General features: G+C 46.7%; 17 protein-coding genes. 7 read left to right on the forward strand and 10 right to left on the reverse strand.

The window, feature by feature from the left end; translation table 11 throughout:
• Positions 1–276: 276 nt before the first annotated feature.
• The 3 genes from QUA00_RS33945 to QUA00_RS33955 all read right to left on the reverse strand — a co-directional run bounded on the left by QUA00_RS33945 (position 277) and on the right by QUA00_RS33955 (position 2,379).
• Positions 277–741 carry a Fur family transcriptional regulator gene (locus QUA00_RS33945; protein ID WP_333147636.1) on the reverse strand — a complete coding sequence of 155 codons (465 nt, stop codon included), beginning with the start codon at positions 739–741 and terminating at the stop codon, positions 277–279.
• A gap of 227 nt (positions 742–968) precedes the next feature.
• Complete coding sequence (locus QUA00_RS33950; RefSeq protein ID WP_333147634.1) at positions 969–2,042, reverse strand: Hpt domain-containing protein; 1,074 nt, start codon at positions 2,040–2,042, stop codon at positions 969–971.
• A gap of 82 nt (positions 2,043–2,124) precedes the next feature.
• Positions 2,125–2,379 carry a hypothetical protein gene (locus QUA00_RS33955; RefSeq protein WP_333147632.1) on the reverse strand — a complete coding sequence of 85 codons (255 nt, stop codon included), beginning with the start codon at positions 2,377–2,379 and terminating at the stop codon, positions 2,125–2,127.
• A 369-nt stretch (positions 2,380–2,748) separates the two neighbouring features.
• On the opposite strand from QUA00_RS33955, the gene QUA00_RS33960 reads away from it, so the two are divergent.
• Together QUA00_RS33960 and QUA00_RS36995 are read left to right on the forward strand one after the other, a co-directional pair.
• Positions 2,749–3,207: a DUF1345 domain-containing protein gene (locus QUA00_RS33960; protein ID WP_333147639.1), complete on the forward strand. Its 459-nt coding sequence runs from the start codon at positions 2,749–2,751 to the stop codon at positions 3,205–3,207.
• Positions 3,170–3,256 (forward strand): hypothetical protein, encoded by an 87-nt coding sequence (locus QUA00_RS36995; RefSeq protein ID WP_445252015.1) that lies wholly within the window; start codon positions 3,170–3,172, stop codon positions 3,254–3,256. Before QUA00_RS33960 ends, QUA00_RS36995 begins: the two co-directional genes overlap by 38 nt.
• Positions 3,257–3,332: 76 nt before the next feature.
• On the opposite strand, the gene QUA00_RS33965 is transcribed toward QUA00_RS36995, so the two are convergent.
• From QUA00_RS33965 to QUA00_RS33980, 4 genes are all read right to left on the reverse strand, one after another.
• The gene (locus QUA00_RS33965; RefSeq protein ID WP_333147630.1) at positions 3,333–4,004 is read right to left on the reverse strand and encodes a hypothetical protein; all 672 of its coding nucleotides are present in this window, start codon (positions 4,002–4,004) and stop codon (positions 3,333–3,335) included.
• A complete protein-coding gene (locus QUA00_RS33970) occupies positions 4,001–4,471 on the reverse strand; it encodes a type I restriction enzyme HsdR N-terminal domain-containing protein (RefSeq protein WP_333147628.1) in 471 nt (156 codons plus the stop codon). The genes QUA00_RS33965 and QUA00_RS33970 overlap by 4 nt, the downstream gene beginning before the upstream one ends.
• Before the next feature lie 72 nt (positions 4,472–4,543).
• Positions 4,544–5,830 carry an RNA-guided endonuclease IscB gene (gene iscB, locus QUA00_RS33975; RefSeq protein WP_333147626.1) on the reverse strand — a complete coding sequence of 429 codons (1,287 nt, stop codon included), beginning with the start codon at positions 5,828–5,830 and terminating at the stop codon, positions 4,544–4,546.
• A gap of 423 nt (positions 5,831–6,253) precedes the next feature.
• A complete protein-coding gene (locus tag QUA00_RS33980) occupies positions 6,254–6,385 on the reverse strand; it encodes a hypothetical protein (protein WP_333412880.1) in 132 nt (43 codons plus the stop codon).
• Positions 6,386–6,448: 63 nt separating this feature from the next.
• On the opposite strand from QUA00_RS33980, the gene QUA00_RS33985 reads away from it, so the two are divergent.
• The 4 genes from QUA00_RS33985 to QUA00_RS34000 all read left to right on the forward strand — a co-directional run bounded on the left by QUA00_RS33985 (position 6,449) and on the right by QUA00_RS34000 (position 8,643).
• Positions 6,449–6,709 carry a ParB N-terminal domain-containing protein gene (locus QUA00_RS33985; RefSeq protein WP_190733544.1) on the forward strand — a complete coding sequence of 87 codons (261 nt, stop codon included), beginning with the start codon at positions 6,449–6,451 and terminating at the stop codon, positions 6,707–6,709.
• A gap of 70 nt (positions 6,710–6,779) precedes the next feature.
• Entirely contained in the window at positions 6,780–7,328 is a 549-nt protein-coding gene (dps, locus tag QUA00_RS33990; protein ID WP_333412882.1) for a DNA starvation/stationary phase protection protein Dps, read from the forward strand.
• A gap of 44 nt (positions 7,329–7,372) precedes the next feature.
• On the forward strand, positions 7,373–8,077 hold the full coding sequence (locus QUA00_RS33995; RefSeq protein ID WP_333147620.1) for a helix-turn-helix domain-containing protein: 705 nt from the start codon (positions 7,373–7,375) through the stop codon (positions 8,075–8,077).
• Between the two features lie 239 nt (positions 8,078–8,316).
• Entirely contained in the window at positions 8,317–8,643 is a 327-nt protein-coding gene (locus QUA00_RS34000; protein ID WP_333147638.1) for an STAS domain-containing protein, read from the forward strand.
• Between the two features lie 56 nt (positions 8,644–8,699).
• Here the strand turns inward: QUA00_RS34000 and QUA00_RS34005 are convergent, their stop codons facing one another.
• The gene (locus tag QUA00_RS34005) at positions 8,700–9,836 is read right to left on the reverse strand and encodes a SpoIIE family protein phosphatase (RefSeq protein ID WP_333147618.1); all 1,137 of its coding nucleotides are present in this window, start codon (positions 9,834–9,836) and stop codon (positions 8,700–8,702) included.
• 432 nt (positions 9,837–10,268) lie between these two features.
• Here QUA00_RS34005 and QUA00_RS34010 point away from each other — a divergent pair, with 432 nt between their 5' ends.
• Positions 10,269–10,748, forward strand: a complete 480-nt coding sequence (locus QUA00_RS34010) for an ATP-binding protein (RefSeq protein WP_333412884.1) — start codon at positions 10,269–10,271, stop codon at positions 10,746–10,748.
• Between the two features lie 464 nt (positions 10,749–11,212).
• Here QUA00_RS34010 and QUA00_RS34015 read toward each other — a convergent pair whose 3' ends face one another.
• Entirely contained in the window at positions 11,213–12,850 is a 1,638-nt protein-coding gene (locus QUA00_RS34015) for a hypothetical protein (protein ID WP_333412886.1), read from the reverse strand.
• A 38-nt stretch (positions 12,851–12,888) separates the two neighbouring features.
• On the reverse strand, positions 12,889–13,713 hold the full coding sequence (locus QUA00_RS34020) for a hypothetical protein (protein WP_333412888.1): 825 nt from the start codon (positions 13,711–13,713) through the stop codon (positions 12,889–12,891).
• Between the last annotated feature and the right edge of the window lie 365 nt (positions 13,714–14,078).

The raw sequence follows: 14,078 nt of genomic DNA on the forward strand, positions 1-14,078 counted from the left end.
GTCCTTTTTGGACGGGCGGGACGCCCATCCCACAATAACAATTAAAATTGTAAGTTATTTAATTCGCGATCCTTAGTCGTAAATTTTATTCCCGATCGCCAAACTTGCCGATCGAGTTTCATTTTTCTGTTTTCTGTTTTTTTCTACTGTGCCGAATTCCGGCGCGCAACGGCAAAAAAAACCGATCGAACCCAGCTAAATACTTAAATCATTTTATACCACCGATCGACCTTGTACAAATATCGGTTTTGCGTCCAACAGCCGCTGCTTTATCAGTTACGAAGCCTGTGGCGTATCGCTGACACTCGATGCTTGCGTGGCGGACTCGGCAGATCGATATCCGTAGAAATCTATCCGGTAGTCTACAATTTTGACACCCGTTTGCTCTTGGATTAGCTCGATCAAGTCGATCGGCAGTTCCACATGAACGTCGAGAATCTGAGCCGTATCAAGACAATTGACGTGAGAGTGAGAGTCGCTGACATTGCCGTACAAGCGTCCCTCCGAGCGTTCTATGCACTCAATAATCCCTGCTTTCGACAAAGCTTCTAGATTTTGATACACAGAAGTATGCCCGATCGAATGCGCTTGTTTGTTGAGGCGATCGTAAATTTCGCGAGCCGAGAGGTGTTCTTTTGCCTCCCACAAAAGTTCTAGAATAAATCGACGCTGGCGGCTCAAGCGCATTCCCATCGCCTGACAGCGGTTTAAAGCATCTTCTAATGAACTAATTGGTTTCACAGCTACCGCCTTATAAAGCCTGCTCGATTTTTTATTCTGGTACAATATTGCACGCCTACATATCCACTAATTCTAACGCAGGGTTGCCCAACAGTAGAAGGTAGAAGGCAAAAATATCGAGTGAGTGAATTTTTTCTAGTTGCTGCTCAACTCCGGCTGCCAGCACCCCCAGACAATTATCCCCCTCAGAAATATTGCTTTGATTCTATCTTCTACTGCCAAAACTCCTAGTTCGAGGATTTGATGGCGTTAACCAATAACTTGGCGATTTCCGAGAGTTGCTTTTTGTTGAAAGTTTTGAGCAAAAGCTTGACTACCGCCTTCGGTTCGGCTGGAAGTGCTACTTGCTTCGAGGCTGCTGCTGGGGCTGCTGGAACGGCTGGGGGGCTTGCCTCTGCTGGTTTTGGGCTTGCTGCCAAAAGTAGCAAATTTTTACTCGGAACGATCGTCTTGACTTTCCCCACTTGTACTAAATCGCCAGCTTCCTTGAGTTCTTTGATAATCAACGGAGCTAAGATTTTATAAGAGTTTTTGGGATTAACGATCGCAGCTCTAGCTGTTTTTACTAAATTTTGCCAAGTCTCAATTTTACCTCCCAACTTATAGAGGCGAACGCACACAGCCGTCAACTCAGAGCGACTAGCAGCCGATTCTTTCTGCTTGAACACCTGCAACATTTCTTTGAGTAAAGTCATGACTTCAACAGCAAAATTGGGCGGCACAGCGCCCGCTGTTGGAGCGGCGGGCGCACCAGACCCAGCAGCAACCGCCTGCACTTTGCCCGACGCCAATTTATCGAGGTGAGTTTCGAGTTGAGCAAAAACAGGCATCACCTGCTGCACAAGTTTTTCTCCCTCCTCATTCCTCAAGCCGAAAGGCCCCTCCAGTCGCCCCAGCAAGTCCTTAAGCGTATCAACTCCCTTTAAAAATAGGGATTCTGCCGTTTGGTCAACCTGCTTGACGGGCCCGTCCTTGAGCACCTTAAAACAATCTTCCAAGCGGTGAGCGGTTGTTTTAATACTATCTAAGCCAAGCATAGCCGCCCCTCCTTTCACGGAATGGGCGGCTCGAAACATCTCTTGGACGCTTTCGGGGTCTTTCATCGTGGACTTTAAATCCACTAAACCATTTTCTAGAGTATCGAGGTGCTCCTTAGCCTCCTCTATAAACAAACGCATAATTCGGTCTTGCTGATCTGACACGACAGTCCTCCTAACAATCTGTGCACCCTCCAGAAAGCACCCTCTTCGCGGGAGGAAACACGACTCCTGCCAAAAGTCGGAAGCTCCCATGCAAAACATTCTAGCCTGCCTCAGCTAGCAGACTCAAAATACGGGTGTGAGGGCAATCTTAGCTCTCAAACTGCTGCGGTGGAGATTGAGCCTAGAGTTCTGAGGGAGTATCTGGAGCGACTTCAATACCCATTCCTTGTTTCATCATCTGCTGAGTCGTAATCAAGTCGTTTAACTCCTTGACTTCGACGCCGATGTCTTGGCAAGCCTGTTTCAGTTCCCGCTCGAAGGTGTTGAGGTCGCTTCCGTAGCCGCAGAGCTTCGCGGCTGTGGCGATTCCTTGTTGGGCGTTAGCTTTGGCGCAGTCGATCAATTCAAGGCCTTTGAGGGGTTGGGAGGATGCCATAATTTCAAGCCACAATTTATCTTTTCTCCCACTCTACCTAGAACGTTGAGGTCGATCGATCTATCGAAAGGCATGAAAAATTCTGCCTGTGCTGCGTGTTGCCAATTCATAGTTACTTTTTGGGATTTCCTGCCAAGATAGCAGTAGTTGGGATTCTCTAACCCTTACTGTGCGTAAATTACACTAGATTACTGTGAAAAATGTTTCCCAATGTAAAATGCACTGGGTCTGGAGCGTCCGGCACCGCCTGTTTGTGTCTTTTCTCTTTGCTATGGCAGTTGCTGTGTTGCTGCCACCTGACTATCTCCCCTGACTCGGACGCTGTGCATTTGGAACGCGGGCGCCGTCAGTTTCCTGATTTTGACTTGGATGCTGATGCTGCAAGGCACTCCCGAATTGATGCGCCACCACGCTCAGCAGTTGGATGCTGGCCACTTAACAATCTTAAGTACGATCGTGGCAGCGGCTTGTGCTAGCTTGTTAGCCATCTTCTTTTTGCTGCGCGATCCCAAAGGCCTGTTGCCGAATTTGCTATTTCTGCACTTGGGGCTTTCTGTCCTAACAATTGTTGGGTCTTGGATGCAGGTACACACTATCTTCACGATGCACTATGCCCGCAGCTACTACAAAAACCGCAGCAAGCAGCACGGCAGTTACTTACAGGCGGAGGGTTTGGATTTTCCGGGCGACGAGGAAGCAGATTACAAAGATTTTTTATATTTCTCCTTTGGTATTGGCATGACTTGCCGGCGTTGCAGACGTGCAGAGCACTTCTCGTTCCACGAGGTATCTGGTCCTTTTTCACAGCGTGCTGTCGTTCTTTTTTAACACCGCTATTCTGGCTATGAGCGTCAATATTATTGCTGGATTGAGTTGAGAGGATTAAGTAGCAGTGGTATGATTTAGAGTATGATGCGGAAACTTTCATCCTAATAATAGTTAGGTGGTAATTGCTAAATTGAAGTAGTCCAACCATCGGGAAGCTCACTTACATCTTCTAGTAGGAAGTTTGCGTACACGAATATTCGGACATCATCGTAGAGATCGCTAAGAACACGTTTCCGGGCACCGGATTTGTCCCACGGTTGAAGATCGGAGTCTAGCTCACAGAAACCAACCCAGGGATGCCCCTCTGCCTGTAATTCTTCAGATTTAACTATCACAGCCGCCAAAACAGCTAAGTCATAGGGTTTAAGGGAGAGATCATCCATTGCACCGATAGATATTTGGCGCTCCAGCATTGGCTCTGAAAGCGGAAAGACGTTGAGACTAGGATGGTTCGCTAAGTCATTCAATCGTTCTGAAACTTTCGTCAGTTCATTTGCCACTAATCCATCAAATAGAGCAAATACCCGACGTGCTGCATCCGCATCCTCAGCGGTCACTCGACCTTCATCTGTTGCCCATCTCACAAATTTGCGTAAATCATCAGAGCGAGAGCGTGGGGAAAACCTTCGAGGTACGGTTTCACGTGCTTCTGTAAGGCATATTGCAGGCACATATAACTTAAACTCACCAGCCTGAGCACGTTGGAGCAACTGAATAGCCTGTGGACTTTGCAAGTGTGCTGGAGCAATAACATCCACTACCCAATTTGTTTCCACTAAAACTGCTTTGGGTTTCACTTTGCACTCTTACTCCATCTAGGGCCAGCAGCCCTCACTTCGCCAATTCGGAGAAGGCTGATTATTTGTTCGCCAAGTAGGTTTCTTAAGTCATTTGGGAAGTTGTCCATACTGGCAGTCAGCTTCAGTTTCTCAAGCCATCGCTGAACTCGCGATTCAAACTCACTCGCAGGGTTTCCCTTCCATTGCTCATCTGCAGGTGGTAGCAAAGAATCTGGAAGTTGCGCTTCACCAACTACATAAATTGACTCACCATTATACTTTTCTAAGGAGTCGCGGAGGAGAATCACACGCTCACCAGCTACGACAAGTCCAACTGAACAACCAATAGATGCCATAGTATGTTTAAGCTGTTCAATAGCACTTTTAGCGATACTGATGTGTTTGAATTTTACCTCAACAAGCATTAGATATTCGCCATCTTGACTGGTCACAATAATATCGGGATATTGGAATGTTTTTATCATCTTTCTTCCCCCTTGGAAACCCCCACCATATCTGTACCCAGATTGGTGGTGGGAGGAAAAGGGGGGCGGGGTCTAGGCAACATAAGCGTAGCCATCCTTTTTGTGAATGTGTATGCAGTATTTGTGACTAATTCCTTGAACTAGCCCATCGGTTGTTGAGATGTTGAAACTTCCAGTGGCACGAGTAGCTACTCGACCCACGTAAGTCCCAACCTTCTTCCCAGAGGTAACATTGGCTTTTACAATGTCACCTGTCTGAAAACCTTTGTGGAATTTGGTTCTAGAACAATAACGAACTGGAAAACCAAACTTGTCTGTGCGGCATTGCTGACGGGTTCCATGCCCTTTAGCGGCAATCAGTAAGGGCTTGACGACCTTTGTGATTAACCGTTCTGGAGTAGATGCTCCCACGCAAGCCGCGTCCCAGTAATGCGTCTTGTCTAAACCTCGAATCGTGCGGTTGTACTTTGTGCGACCCCCTGTGCCAACTTCAACAGGTAAGCCTGTTTTTTTAAGGTTTTCGTACAGATTCCATCGGGTCGCATTAACGGCTGCCGTATCAGCCAAGGGTTTTTTAGCTTGTGCCAAGATTCGTTTGAGCAAGTCAGGTTTACCTTTGAGAAAGTCTTTGATATCCTGATTACCCTTTTTCTGATTACAAGGGACACAGGCTAAACACAGGTTGCTGACTCGGTTTGAACCTCCTTTTGACCGAGGTTGAATATGTTCAATCTCAAGTCGGGTCTCTTTTACACCGCAGTAAGCACAAGTTCTGTTCAACTTGGAAAGAAGAAACTCACGAATTTCGTATCCGGCTAAAGTTCCTTGTTGATAACCAACCCCGCTAATTTCGGAGCTTTCCATCTGTTGTGTGTCAAATCTGACCAATTCTTGAGAAATGGCAGTAATTCGACACAGTGCAGATAGTCGTTTAACCCAAGTCAAAATATTAGCAACGCGACTGTTTAAAGAGGGTGGTAGCCAACCCTTTAGTCGAGTGCGGTTGAGAAAGCGTGGTTTGCGATATCGCGTCTTACGGTTACGGCGTGACCGTCGTAATTGACGGCGTGAAGTTAAAGCATCCCGAATTTGGAAGCCACGATGTTGTAGTTCAGCTATCCAAACAACTTCGCCTGTGGTATCGTTGACCAGCGCTATTCCAGTGGTCTTGGCACCCGGATCGATCTTTATTTGCAGTGGTTCAACTTGAGAATTTAACACCTCCTCTTTCAGTATTAGTGTGAAGGGATAGCTGCGAAGTACAGCAGCTTTCCCTTGAGCTAACAGCATTCTCGCTCTACCTGGATGAATAGGATTGAGAGGCTGTTTGTTGGTGTCCAGAACGAAAACTTTACTCACGAGTGAGTCTCCTTGCGGGTAATGTTAGCCTTGACAATGTTTTAGAAGTTTGTCGCGTCAACGACACTGACTTCGACCCGATATGTCTGTTTAATCGTTGACCACAGAGCTACAGACTGGCTTCGTATCCGTAGGTGTGATGGCTTCTAAAACGAAGTACACAAGGTACTTAGTCGGGTAAACTCTGGGCTTCTCTTAAAAGCCCCCGCTAGATTCGGTACTCCGAATTAGCGGCGGGTAGTTTACGGCATTATATCGCAGCGAATTTATTTGTTATGCAGTAAATTAACAATTGTCCTAGGCAAAGCCTAACAAAATTATAACTTGAGGGGATTCAAATTACCGCATTCAAATGTCAAGACACGGATAATCAATTGAGCTACCCAGTTGATGAGAATGTCAAGACACGGATAATCAATTGAGCTACCCAGTTGATGAGACAGAAATTTTCATGCTGATTCTCCCACTCGCATTCGATCGCCCTCCATCCCCCGACACTACAGCAAACGGGCGATCGCACGCCCCCCTTCTGCCAATCTCAAAATTTCCTGACATTTTTATTGCTAAAACGAAGTCATTACGAGTATGATTTAACAAGAAGCAAAACAGACCAACGCCATGAGGATCGAAGAAATACCCCTCAACCAGATTCGCCGCCCCCTGCCGCGAGTCAACGACCAAACCAAAGTCGCCGCCCTCATGGAATCCATCCGCGAGGTAGGTTTAAACGAACCCATCGACGTGCTAGAAGTAGATGGACAGTATTACGGATTTTCCGGCTGCCACCGCTACGAAGCTTGCCAGCGTCTCGGTTTAGAAACTATCCGCTGTAAAGTACGCCGAGCTCCCCGTGCGGTGTTGCAGATGCACCTAGCCTGAGCCTCTCAACAGAAATTCACCACAGGCAAAGATATTCGATCGACAATCACTAATAACAAGCTAAAAACCTATGACTACCAACAACCACAAACAACATCTTTACCCTACCCGCATCGATATGTCAGCCGCCACCCGCTCTCAAGTAGTCGGGCTGCTCAACGCCACGCTGGCAACGACTCTGGACTTAAAAACTCAAGTTAAGCAAGCTCACTGGAACGTTAAAGGCATGGACTTCTACCAGTTGCACTTGCTGTTTGACGAAATGGCAACAGAACTCGAAGAATACATCGATTTGGTTGCCGAACGGGTCACAGCTTTGGGCGGTTTGGCTGTAGGAACAGCCCGCACAGCCGCCGCAGATTCGATTTTGCCAGAATTTCCTTTCGACATTTTAGACGGTAAAGAATATGTGACGGCTTTGGCCGATCGCTACGCGCCCTACGCCCAACACCTGCGAGTCGCCATCGGCAAAGCAGACGAACTCGGCGACGCCGATACAGCGGATCTCTACACCGAAATTTCGCGGACAATTGACAAGCGTTTGTGGTTCCTAGAAGCGCATTTGCAAGGTTCTGCGACAACTGCAACAGCCGCCCCCGAAAAAGTTGCCGTCAAATAGCCACAAAAACAGTTGTGGGGTGGGCGCCCGAGCCCGCCCCACAGATGTATTTCCTTAAGGCTCGTGACAGTTTACGATCGAGAATATGTCCATTTATTAATTTGGATGAGTTTTTCGTGACTGCCAATATTCCAGATTATGCTCTTCAACTGCAACGCCTGATGGAACAGGCGGGGCTTTCGAGCGATCGAGAACTCAGCCAAAAAGCAGGAGTTTCCGAGATCCAGCTAAGTCGCCTGCGTCGCGGTTTAGCTTTGCAAACCCGAGCCGACATCCTGCTCAAAATTAGTCAAGCTTTGCAAATTTCCTTACCCGAACTGCTCGCAACCTTGGCGCCAAACTATGTAGAGTTAGAAAAGGCACCACCGACAGCCCTAGAACAAGAATATCAGCGCCTGCAAGCTTCGATCGAACAGCAGCGAGAATCTTTGATGCAGGAATTCCAGCTATCTAGCGTGCAAATTTTAGAATCTTGGATGTTGCAGTGGCCGACGGCTGCGAGCAAAGCTCAGGAAAATCACAACTTGCGGGCTCAGAAACTACTGCCCTTGCTGCGGCCCGTCGAGCAGTTATTGGAGCATTGGGGAGTGGAGTCGATCGCCCCAGTCGGAGTCCAGATTCCCTACAACCCCCAAGAGCATCAGCTCATGGAAGGAACAGCCGAGCCCGGAGAACCCGTCAAAGTCCGCTACACAGGCTACAGACAAGGCGAAAAACTGCTCTACCGCGCCAAAGTTAGCCCAGTTTGATTAATACCAGAAGGCATTCGGCAGAACAAAGATTGTCCCTATCTCAAAATTCACTCCCGGCGAAGCGCTGCGACTGCGATCGGCGTTACGATCCGCGACGAACACCATCTTTTGCACTCAAAACTATTCTCCCGCTCTCAGGCTCTGGCGCTTTCCCACTCTCTTATTTGGATCGGAGTCCATCTCGCAGCTATACTAGCCTAGTCTGGCTAGAAATTCTGACATTCCCACCGCAAAATATGAGTCCTGTAGTTAAAATTATTCAGCCCTCTGGCATTTTAGACGGCACCAAGGCAAGTCAATTCCGCCAAGAGATTAGCGACCTAGTGGAAGCGGGAGCTGATGTGGTATTGATAGACTTCACTGATGTGACATTTATGGATAGTTCTGGTTTGGGCGCTTTAGTCTTGGCACTCAAAACAGTCCGGGCCGCTGGGAGTCAATTAGTTGTCTGTTCTATCAACGAGCAAATCCGCATCTTATTTGAACTCACCAGTATGGATCGAGTTTTCGAGATATTTCAGAACCGCGATGCTTTTAATAGCAAAATTCTCTCAACTAACTAAATCTTTGGGCTGCTGCCTTCTTGCTATTTGGTCGCAGATGCAATGCAAGAAGTCAGCTAGCCAAAGTTTACCTTGAGTAAAGACCAATCATCATCAAAAACTGCTTTAGCGTTCAACTTTTGAATGTAGTTCAAAACCAGCTCTAACTGGTCGGCACTTGCACCGTTGTAAGCTGCTAACAGGTCGATGAAAGGGTCAAGCCCCCAGATATTGCCGTCAGGTTGGTGGATCTCGTATACCCCGTCGCTAAAGATGTAGAGAGTGCTCAAATCCTCGACATCGCAGCAATTATCGACATAGGGGGCGTCGGGGAACATCCCGACCGGCATTCCGGGGGTTTTTAATCGCTGGATTTTAGCGGTGCTCGCAGGGGACTGGGAAATCAAGACGGCTGGTGGATGGCCGGCGCTGGCATAAACTAGCTGGCGAGAAATGCGGTTGTAAACGCCGTACCAGATGGTGAAATACTTGTCATTTTGGTAGCTCATCTGGAAGGTGGTGTTCAGGGCGCGCAAAACGTCGCTGGGTTTGTAGTAGTCTATGTTTGGGAGCGTGCGTGATCGCAGCAAATTCAGCACGGCCACCGAAGGCAGCGCCGCCCGCAAACCGTGACCGGCTACGTCTAGCAAGTAAATCGCCAAATAATCGGCATCTAGCCAGTTGTAGTCGAAGCAATCTCCCCCCAACTGCCGGGAGGGAATGAATTTTGCTTCGATGCTGATAGGTTCCGTCATCGGATCTGGCAGCAGCGATTGCACGTACTCGGCGGCCTCGGCTAACTCGGCTTCGAGACTTTGCTTGGCTATTTTCAAATCTCGGCTGAGTTGGTGCAGCCTCAATCCCGCGCGTACTCTCGCCTGTAACTCGTTGAGTTCGATCGGCTTGGAGATAAAATCGTCGGCACCTGCGTCGAGCCCTTTGACTCGATCGGCGATCGAACCCAAAGAAGTCAACAAAAAGAATTGTGTAGTTGACAGATCCGGATCTGCCTTAACTCGACGGCAGACATCGATGCCGGTCAAGCGCGGCATGATCCAATCGCAAATTATCAGGGCCGGACGCAATTTTTGCGCCTGGGCTACACCGTCTTCGCCATTGCTTGCTACTGTTACTTCGTAACCCTGTTTTTTCAGGGTTCTTCTCAGCAGTTCTTGAACAGCCGTATCATCGTCAATAACCAGAATTTGAAACATGGGCACTTAGGTACTACAAGTTTTTCAAGGTCTGGGGGTCATTTAAAATATATCCTGTCAGCGCCCTTGTCTGAGATTGAGTATAGTTGATTGACATCGCTTTCGAGGTAATTGCTTTTGAGGGCGGGTCGTTGAGTTCAATTTACGTTAAAATTTGATAGAAATTTGGCGCGATCGAACTTCACTCAGTTTATACTCAGAATATAAATTTTTATAGACTTTTATTTCCCGCAGGCGCTGGTTGACATGAAAATGCTATTTATGGTATAGTGGCTAACCGATTAGTGGATTAGACATCGATCGACGGCCCACCAGAGCTAGTATCCTCAAACTACCATTCAATTTTGCCGCCGTTATACTTTGTCTCGTTGTATTTTATCTGGTTGTATTTTGTCTCGTTGTATTTTGCCCACGGGCCGATGAAGAACTTGTGTGGTGAGCGTGATTGAATTAAAGGGTTCCGAAAAGTTGCCGATGCTAAAAAAAGCGGATCTTCAAGTCAATACAGGTCTGAATGGATTAAGCTGGGTTTTGTCGTGGTTTGCACAATTGTACGACTCGCGAATTCCTACAAGTGTGTGGATACGGTGTCAGTTAGCTTTGGCTGAGGGCTTTACGAATGCGGTGCGTCACGCCCACAAGGGCAAACCAGCGGATTTGCCTGTTGACATTCAGGTGGCGGTGTTCGCTGAATCTTTAGAGATTAAAATTTGGGACTCGGGCGATCCGTTTGATTTAGAGAAAAAAATCAAAGATATTTCGGAAAAAGTCGATATTCACTCTCCGGGCGGGCGGGGGCTAAAATTAATCAAAGACATCGCAGACAGTATTAGTTACGAGAGAATGGCTGATGGACGGAACTGTTTGTCGATGGTCAAAAATTATTCGCCCTGTATCGACGCTCGAAAATAACACTAATATTTTTAGCGGGTAAGGGTTGAGGGTAGCCTCAACCCTTCCCTCAGAACCCAGGGTGACTCTTAAGCGGCTACGCAGCTTATGATCTTTTGATTTGACTGCTTCGCTAGATACTGGCAGTTCCCATAGCATCGGTATTTCCGGTTCTTCCGTACTTATTACCCTAAAACATTATGACACTGCCGTCCGAAGCAGATTAACTCGCAAAGGAGGTAATCTCGGTGAGAGTCCCTATTGGCTTAGGATCGCGAATTAAATAACTTACAATTTTAATTGTTATGGTGGGATGGGCGTCCCGCCCGGCCAAAAAAGACGGGCGGGACGCCCATCCCACTTTCAAGAGTGGAAGTTATTTAATTCTCATTCCTTAGATTCTCTAAAACGGTTCACAGGCGGGGATGAGGCAGAAGTCTGATTTTTTATTTTAGCAAATTAGTTGGCTTCTAATCTGAGTAAGATTAACGAGAGAGCGGATTAGCTGGAGAACCAATCCGAAAAAGGATCGTAAAAACATTATCATTCAATAATAAACGATTTCCCAAAACATCATCACCATAATCATATTGCTTATTTTGCCAATTCAGGGATAGGGTAGGACTGTTGTAGTTATTTTCCAGTTGCCAACTTACACTAGCACCGTAGAGAGAGCGAGAGGAGTTTTTATCGATGGGGGCGATATAACCAGACAGAGTGAGAGTGCTTAGAGGACGGATGGTTAACTCAGCGAGTAAGCGATCGTCGTAGGAATTGGGTAGGATATCACCAAAATAGTTGGTCAAACCCAGAGAAAAAATTCCCCAATTCAGGCGAGCGCTAACGGCTACTTCACTGGCTGGTGAAATACTAAGTACATCACCAATTCTTGTTTCTCGATCGAGAGCATAATTGAAGCCAGTTGATAAGGTTAAATTGGCCTGCCTACTGAAGGGAAAGGTTTTGGCTACACTCCCCCAAAGTTGGCTGTAATAATCGCGATCGGGGTTGAGATAACCAATTGCACCGCCCCGAAAACTCCAATTGTTTAGCGTGTTTCTCGTGTAATCAGCACCGACGTAGAGTTTGGGATTTTCTGAAGCAATCACACCCGTATAGTATCGCAGGATATCTTCGACTCCTGTCCAGTTTCCGGTAAAGCTGAGATGAGGATAGTAAGAGCTTTCTTCCCGATAGATACTTTCTCTAACAAAGTTGACATCTTGCTGTAAAAAGCTTAAATAAACTTGGGCATAAAAATTCTGCAAATTGGCCGTAGAATACTGATTTTGGTTAACTGCTGAGAATAACTGTACATTGCTATTTGCTCCACCTTCTCCACCAGCACCTACAAGGGTGACTTGTGGCCCTGTTGGATCATAAAAGGTTCGACCATCTTCAATATTGCGATCGATCACGGGAGAAAGACCGAGCCAAAGGCTATTATAATTCGCTCTAGGAACTTGACTTAAGCTGGTGACATTAGGCGTTAAACTTTCTGCCCGTCCGAGTCCGGCGGAATATATCGTAAAACTACTGCTGGGTAAACGAGTATTATTAGCCGCTAAAAATAAGTTGCGGTTGATATTAGTATTAACTGGATTTTTACTGCCTTCTAGGTCAGGAATGACATCGGGTAAAATTTGCGCCCCCGCTTGAATTGCCGTATTGAGCCAGCGATTTTCATCATCAACAAAGAGAGTAAATCCTCGAATCGTTCGTCCTAAAACGGCTTCTCGATCATTGGCTTTAACAACTTGACGAACTCGGGAAACAGTACCTGCAATCGTATAGTCATTTTCTTCTTTTCTCTCAACTTTTGTTTTTTGGGATTGGCTGTTTCCCGGATAAGCACCCGAATTGGGAAAATAAAAATCGACGCCAATCGGTTGACTGCTGGTTCCCCCTTGAAAGCCGGGAAGCTGCATAAAAGCCAAAGTTTCCGGTTTGACAACCTCGCCAACCTGAGACGTTTGAAAGACGCGGGTAGGGACGAAAAACTCTGGATCTATACTATTGCGATCGATCGCTAAACCTGGGGTATAAGTACATTGTTGGTCACTGGGAGTATTGGGAAAAATACAAGCCCCCGTTAAACTCATTTGAATTTCTAACCCTGTCATGGTTTGGGGTGCGGTAGTTGTGGTTGTAATTGTTCGTTCTAGGGGAACAGTCCGCAGTTGAAAATAAGTGCCTTTTGGTCTACTCTATAAATATTATTTCGGCTTAAACTTTCACTGACTCGACTGTTAAGTTTGAGAGTGCCATTAAAAAAAATATCGCTGTCTGTGGTGTCAGCAAAAGTATGGAAACCACTAAACTCCCATTCAGTTAGATGGCTGATGGGAATGTCATTGAGAGGTAAAGTAGTCGTGAAGGGGCTAAGTTTTTCGTCGGGCGCGATTCGAGGTGGAATAATGTAATCGGGGTCAGTAGATGGCGCAGGAGGTTGGGGTAATCCGTTAGGATTATTAGTTGATGGGGGTTTGGTGGGTTCAGGTTCAGGGGCTAAATTTTGGGATGAGGGTTCTAGGTTTGTAGCAGAAGTAGACCAGTTTGGTGTTTCTGATAAAGGGGTGGCTTGTGGAAGGTCGGAAACGCTGGGAGCGCTTCGAGATGGAATAATGTAATCGGGGTCAGTAGATGGCGCAGAAGGTTGGGGTAATCCGTTAGGATTATTAGTTGATTGGGGTTTTTTGGGTTGAGGTTCAGAGGCTAAATTTGGGGATGAGGGTTCCTGGTTTGTAGCAGAAGTAAACCAGTTGGGTGTTTCTGATAAAGGGCTCGTTTCTGGAAGGTCAGAAACACTCGCAGCAGAGGCATCCATTTGATTGGATGTGTCGAGTAAATTGGAGCGAGTTTCTGCTATGGCTGGGGTTGAGTAAGCGATGCTCAGGAGAGCCAAACCGACGACAATACTAGCATTGTATGCTCTTGAAAGGAGCGCCGTAGGGTTAACGATAAATTTGAGGAGGTTAATCATCATTAAAAGCGCGAAAAGTAGGGATTAAATATATTAGTTAATACAGTGATTCCATCCTGATATCCTGATGATTTAATAACAATTCTATTTCTGGCTTTAATATTGTTATATATCAATAGGCTTGGGTTAATTCCGAGCCCCCCTAGCCAAGGGCGGGCACGGGGGCACCGCCCCTACGAAGGGTGGGACAAGAAATTACTCAAATTCCCCCTTTTTAAGGGGGATTTAGGGGGATCTCCGAGGAATAAATAGTTTTAACCCAAGCGTATTGTGTTATATATAGCGGGTCTAATACCAATTTTTTATGAGGCCCCGTAGAATCTGATCCCCCCTAACCCCCCTTAATAAGGGGGGGACAAGATTCTTCT

Source organism: Microcoleus sp. T2B6 (assembly GCF_036700475.1).
Lineage (GTDB): Bacteria > Cyanobacteriota > Cyanobacteriia > Cyanobacteriales > Microcoleaceae > Microcoleus.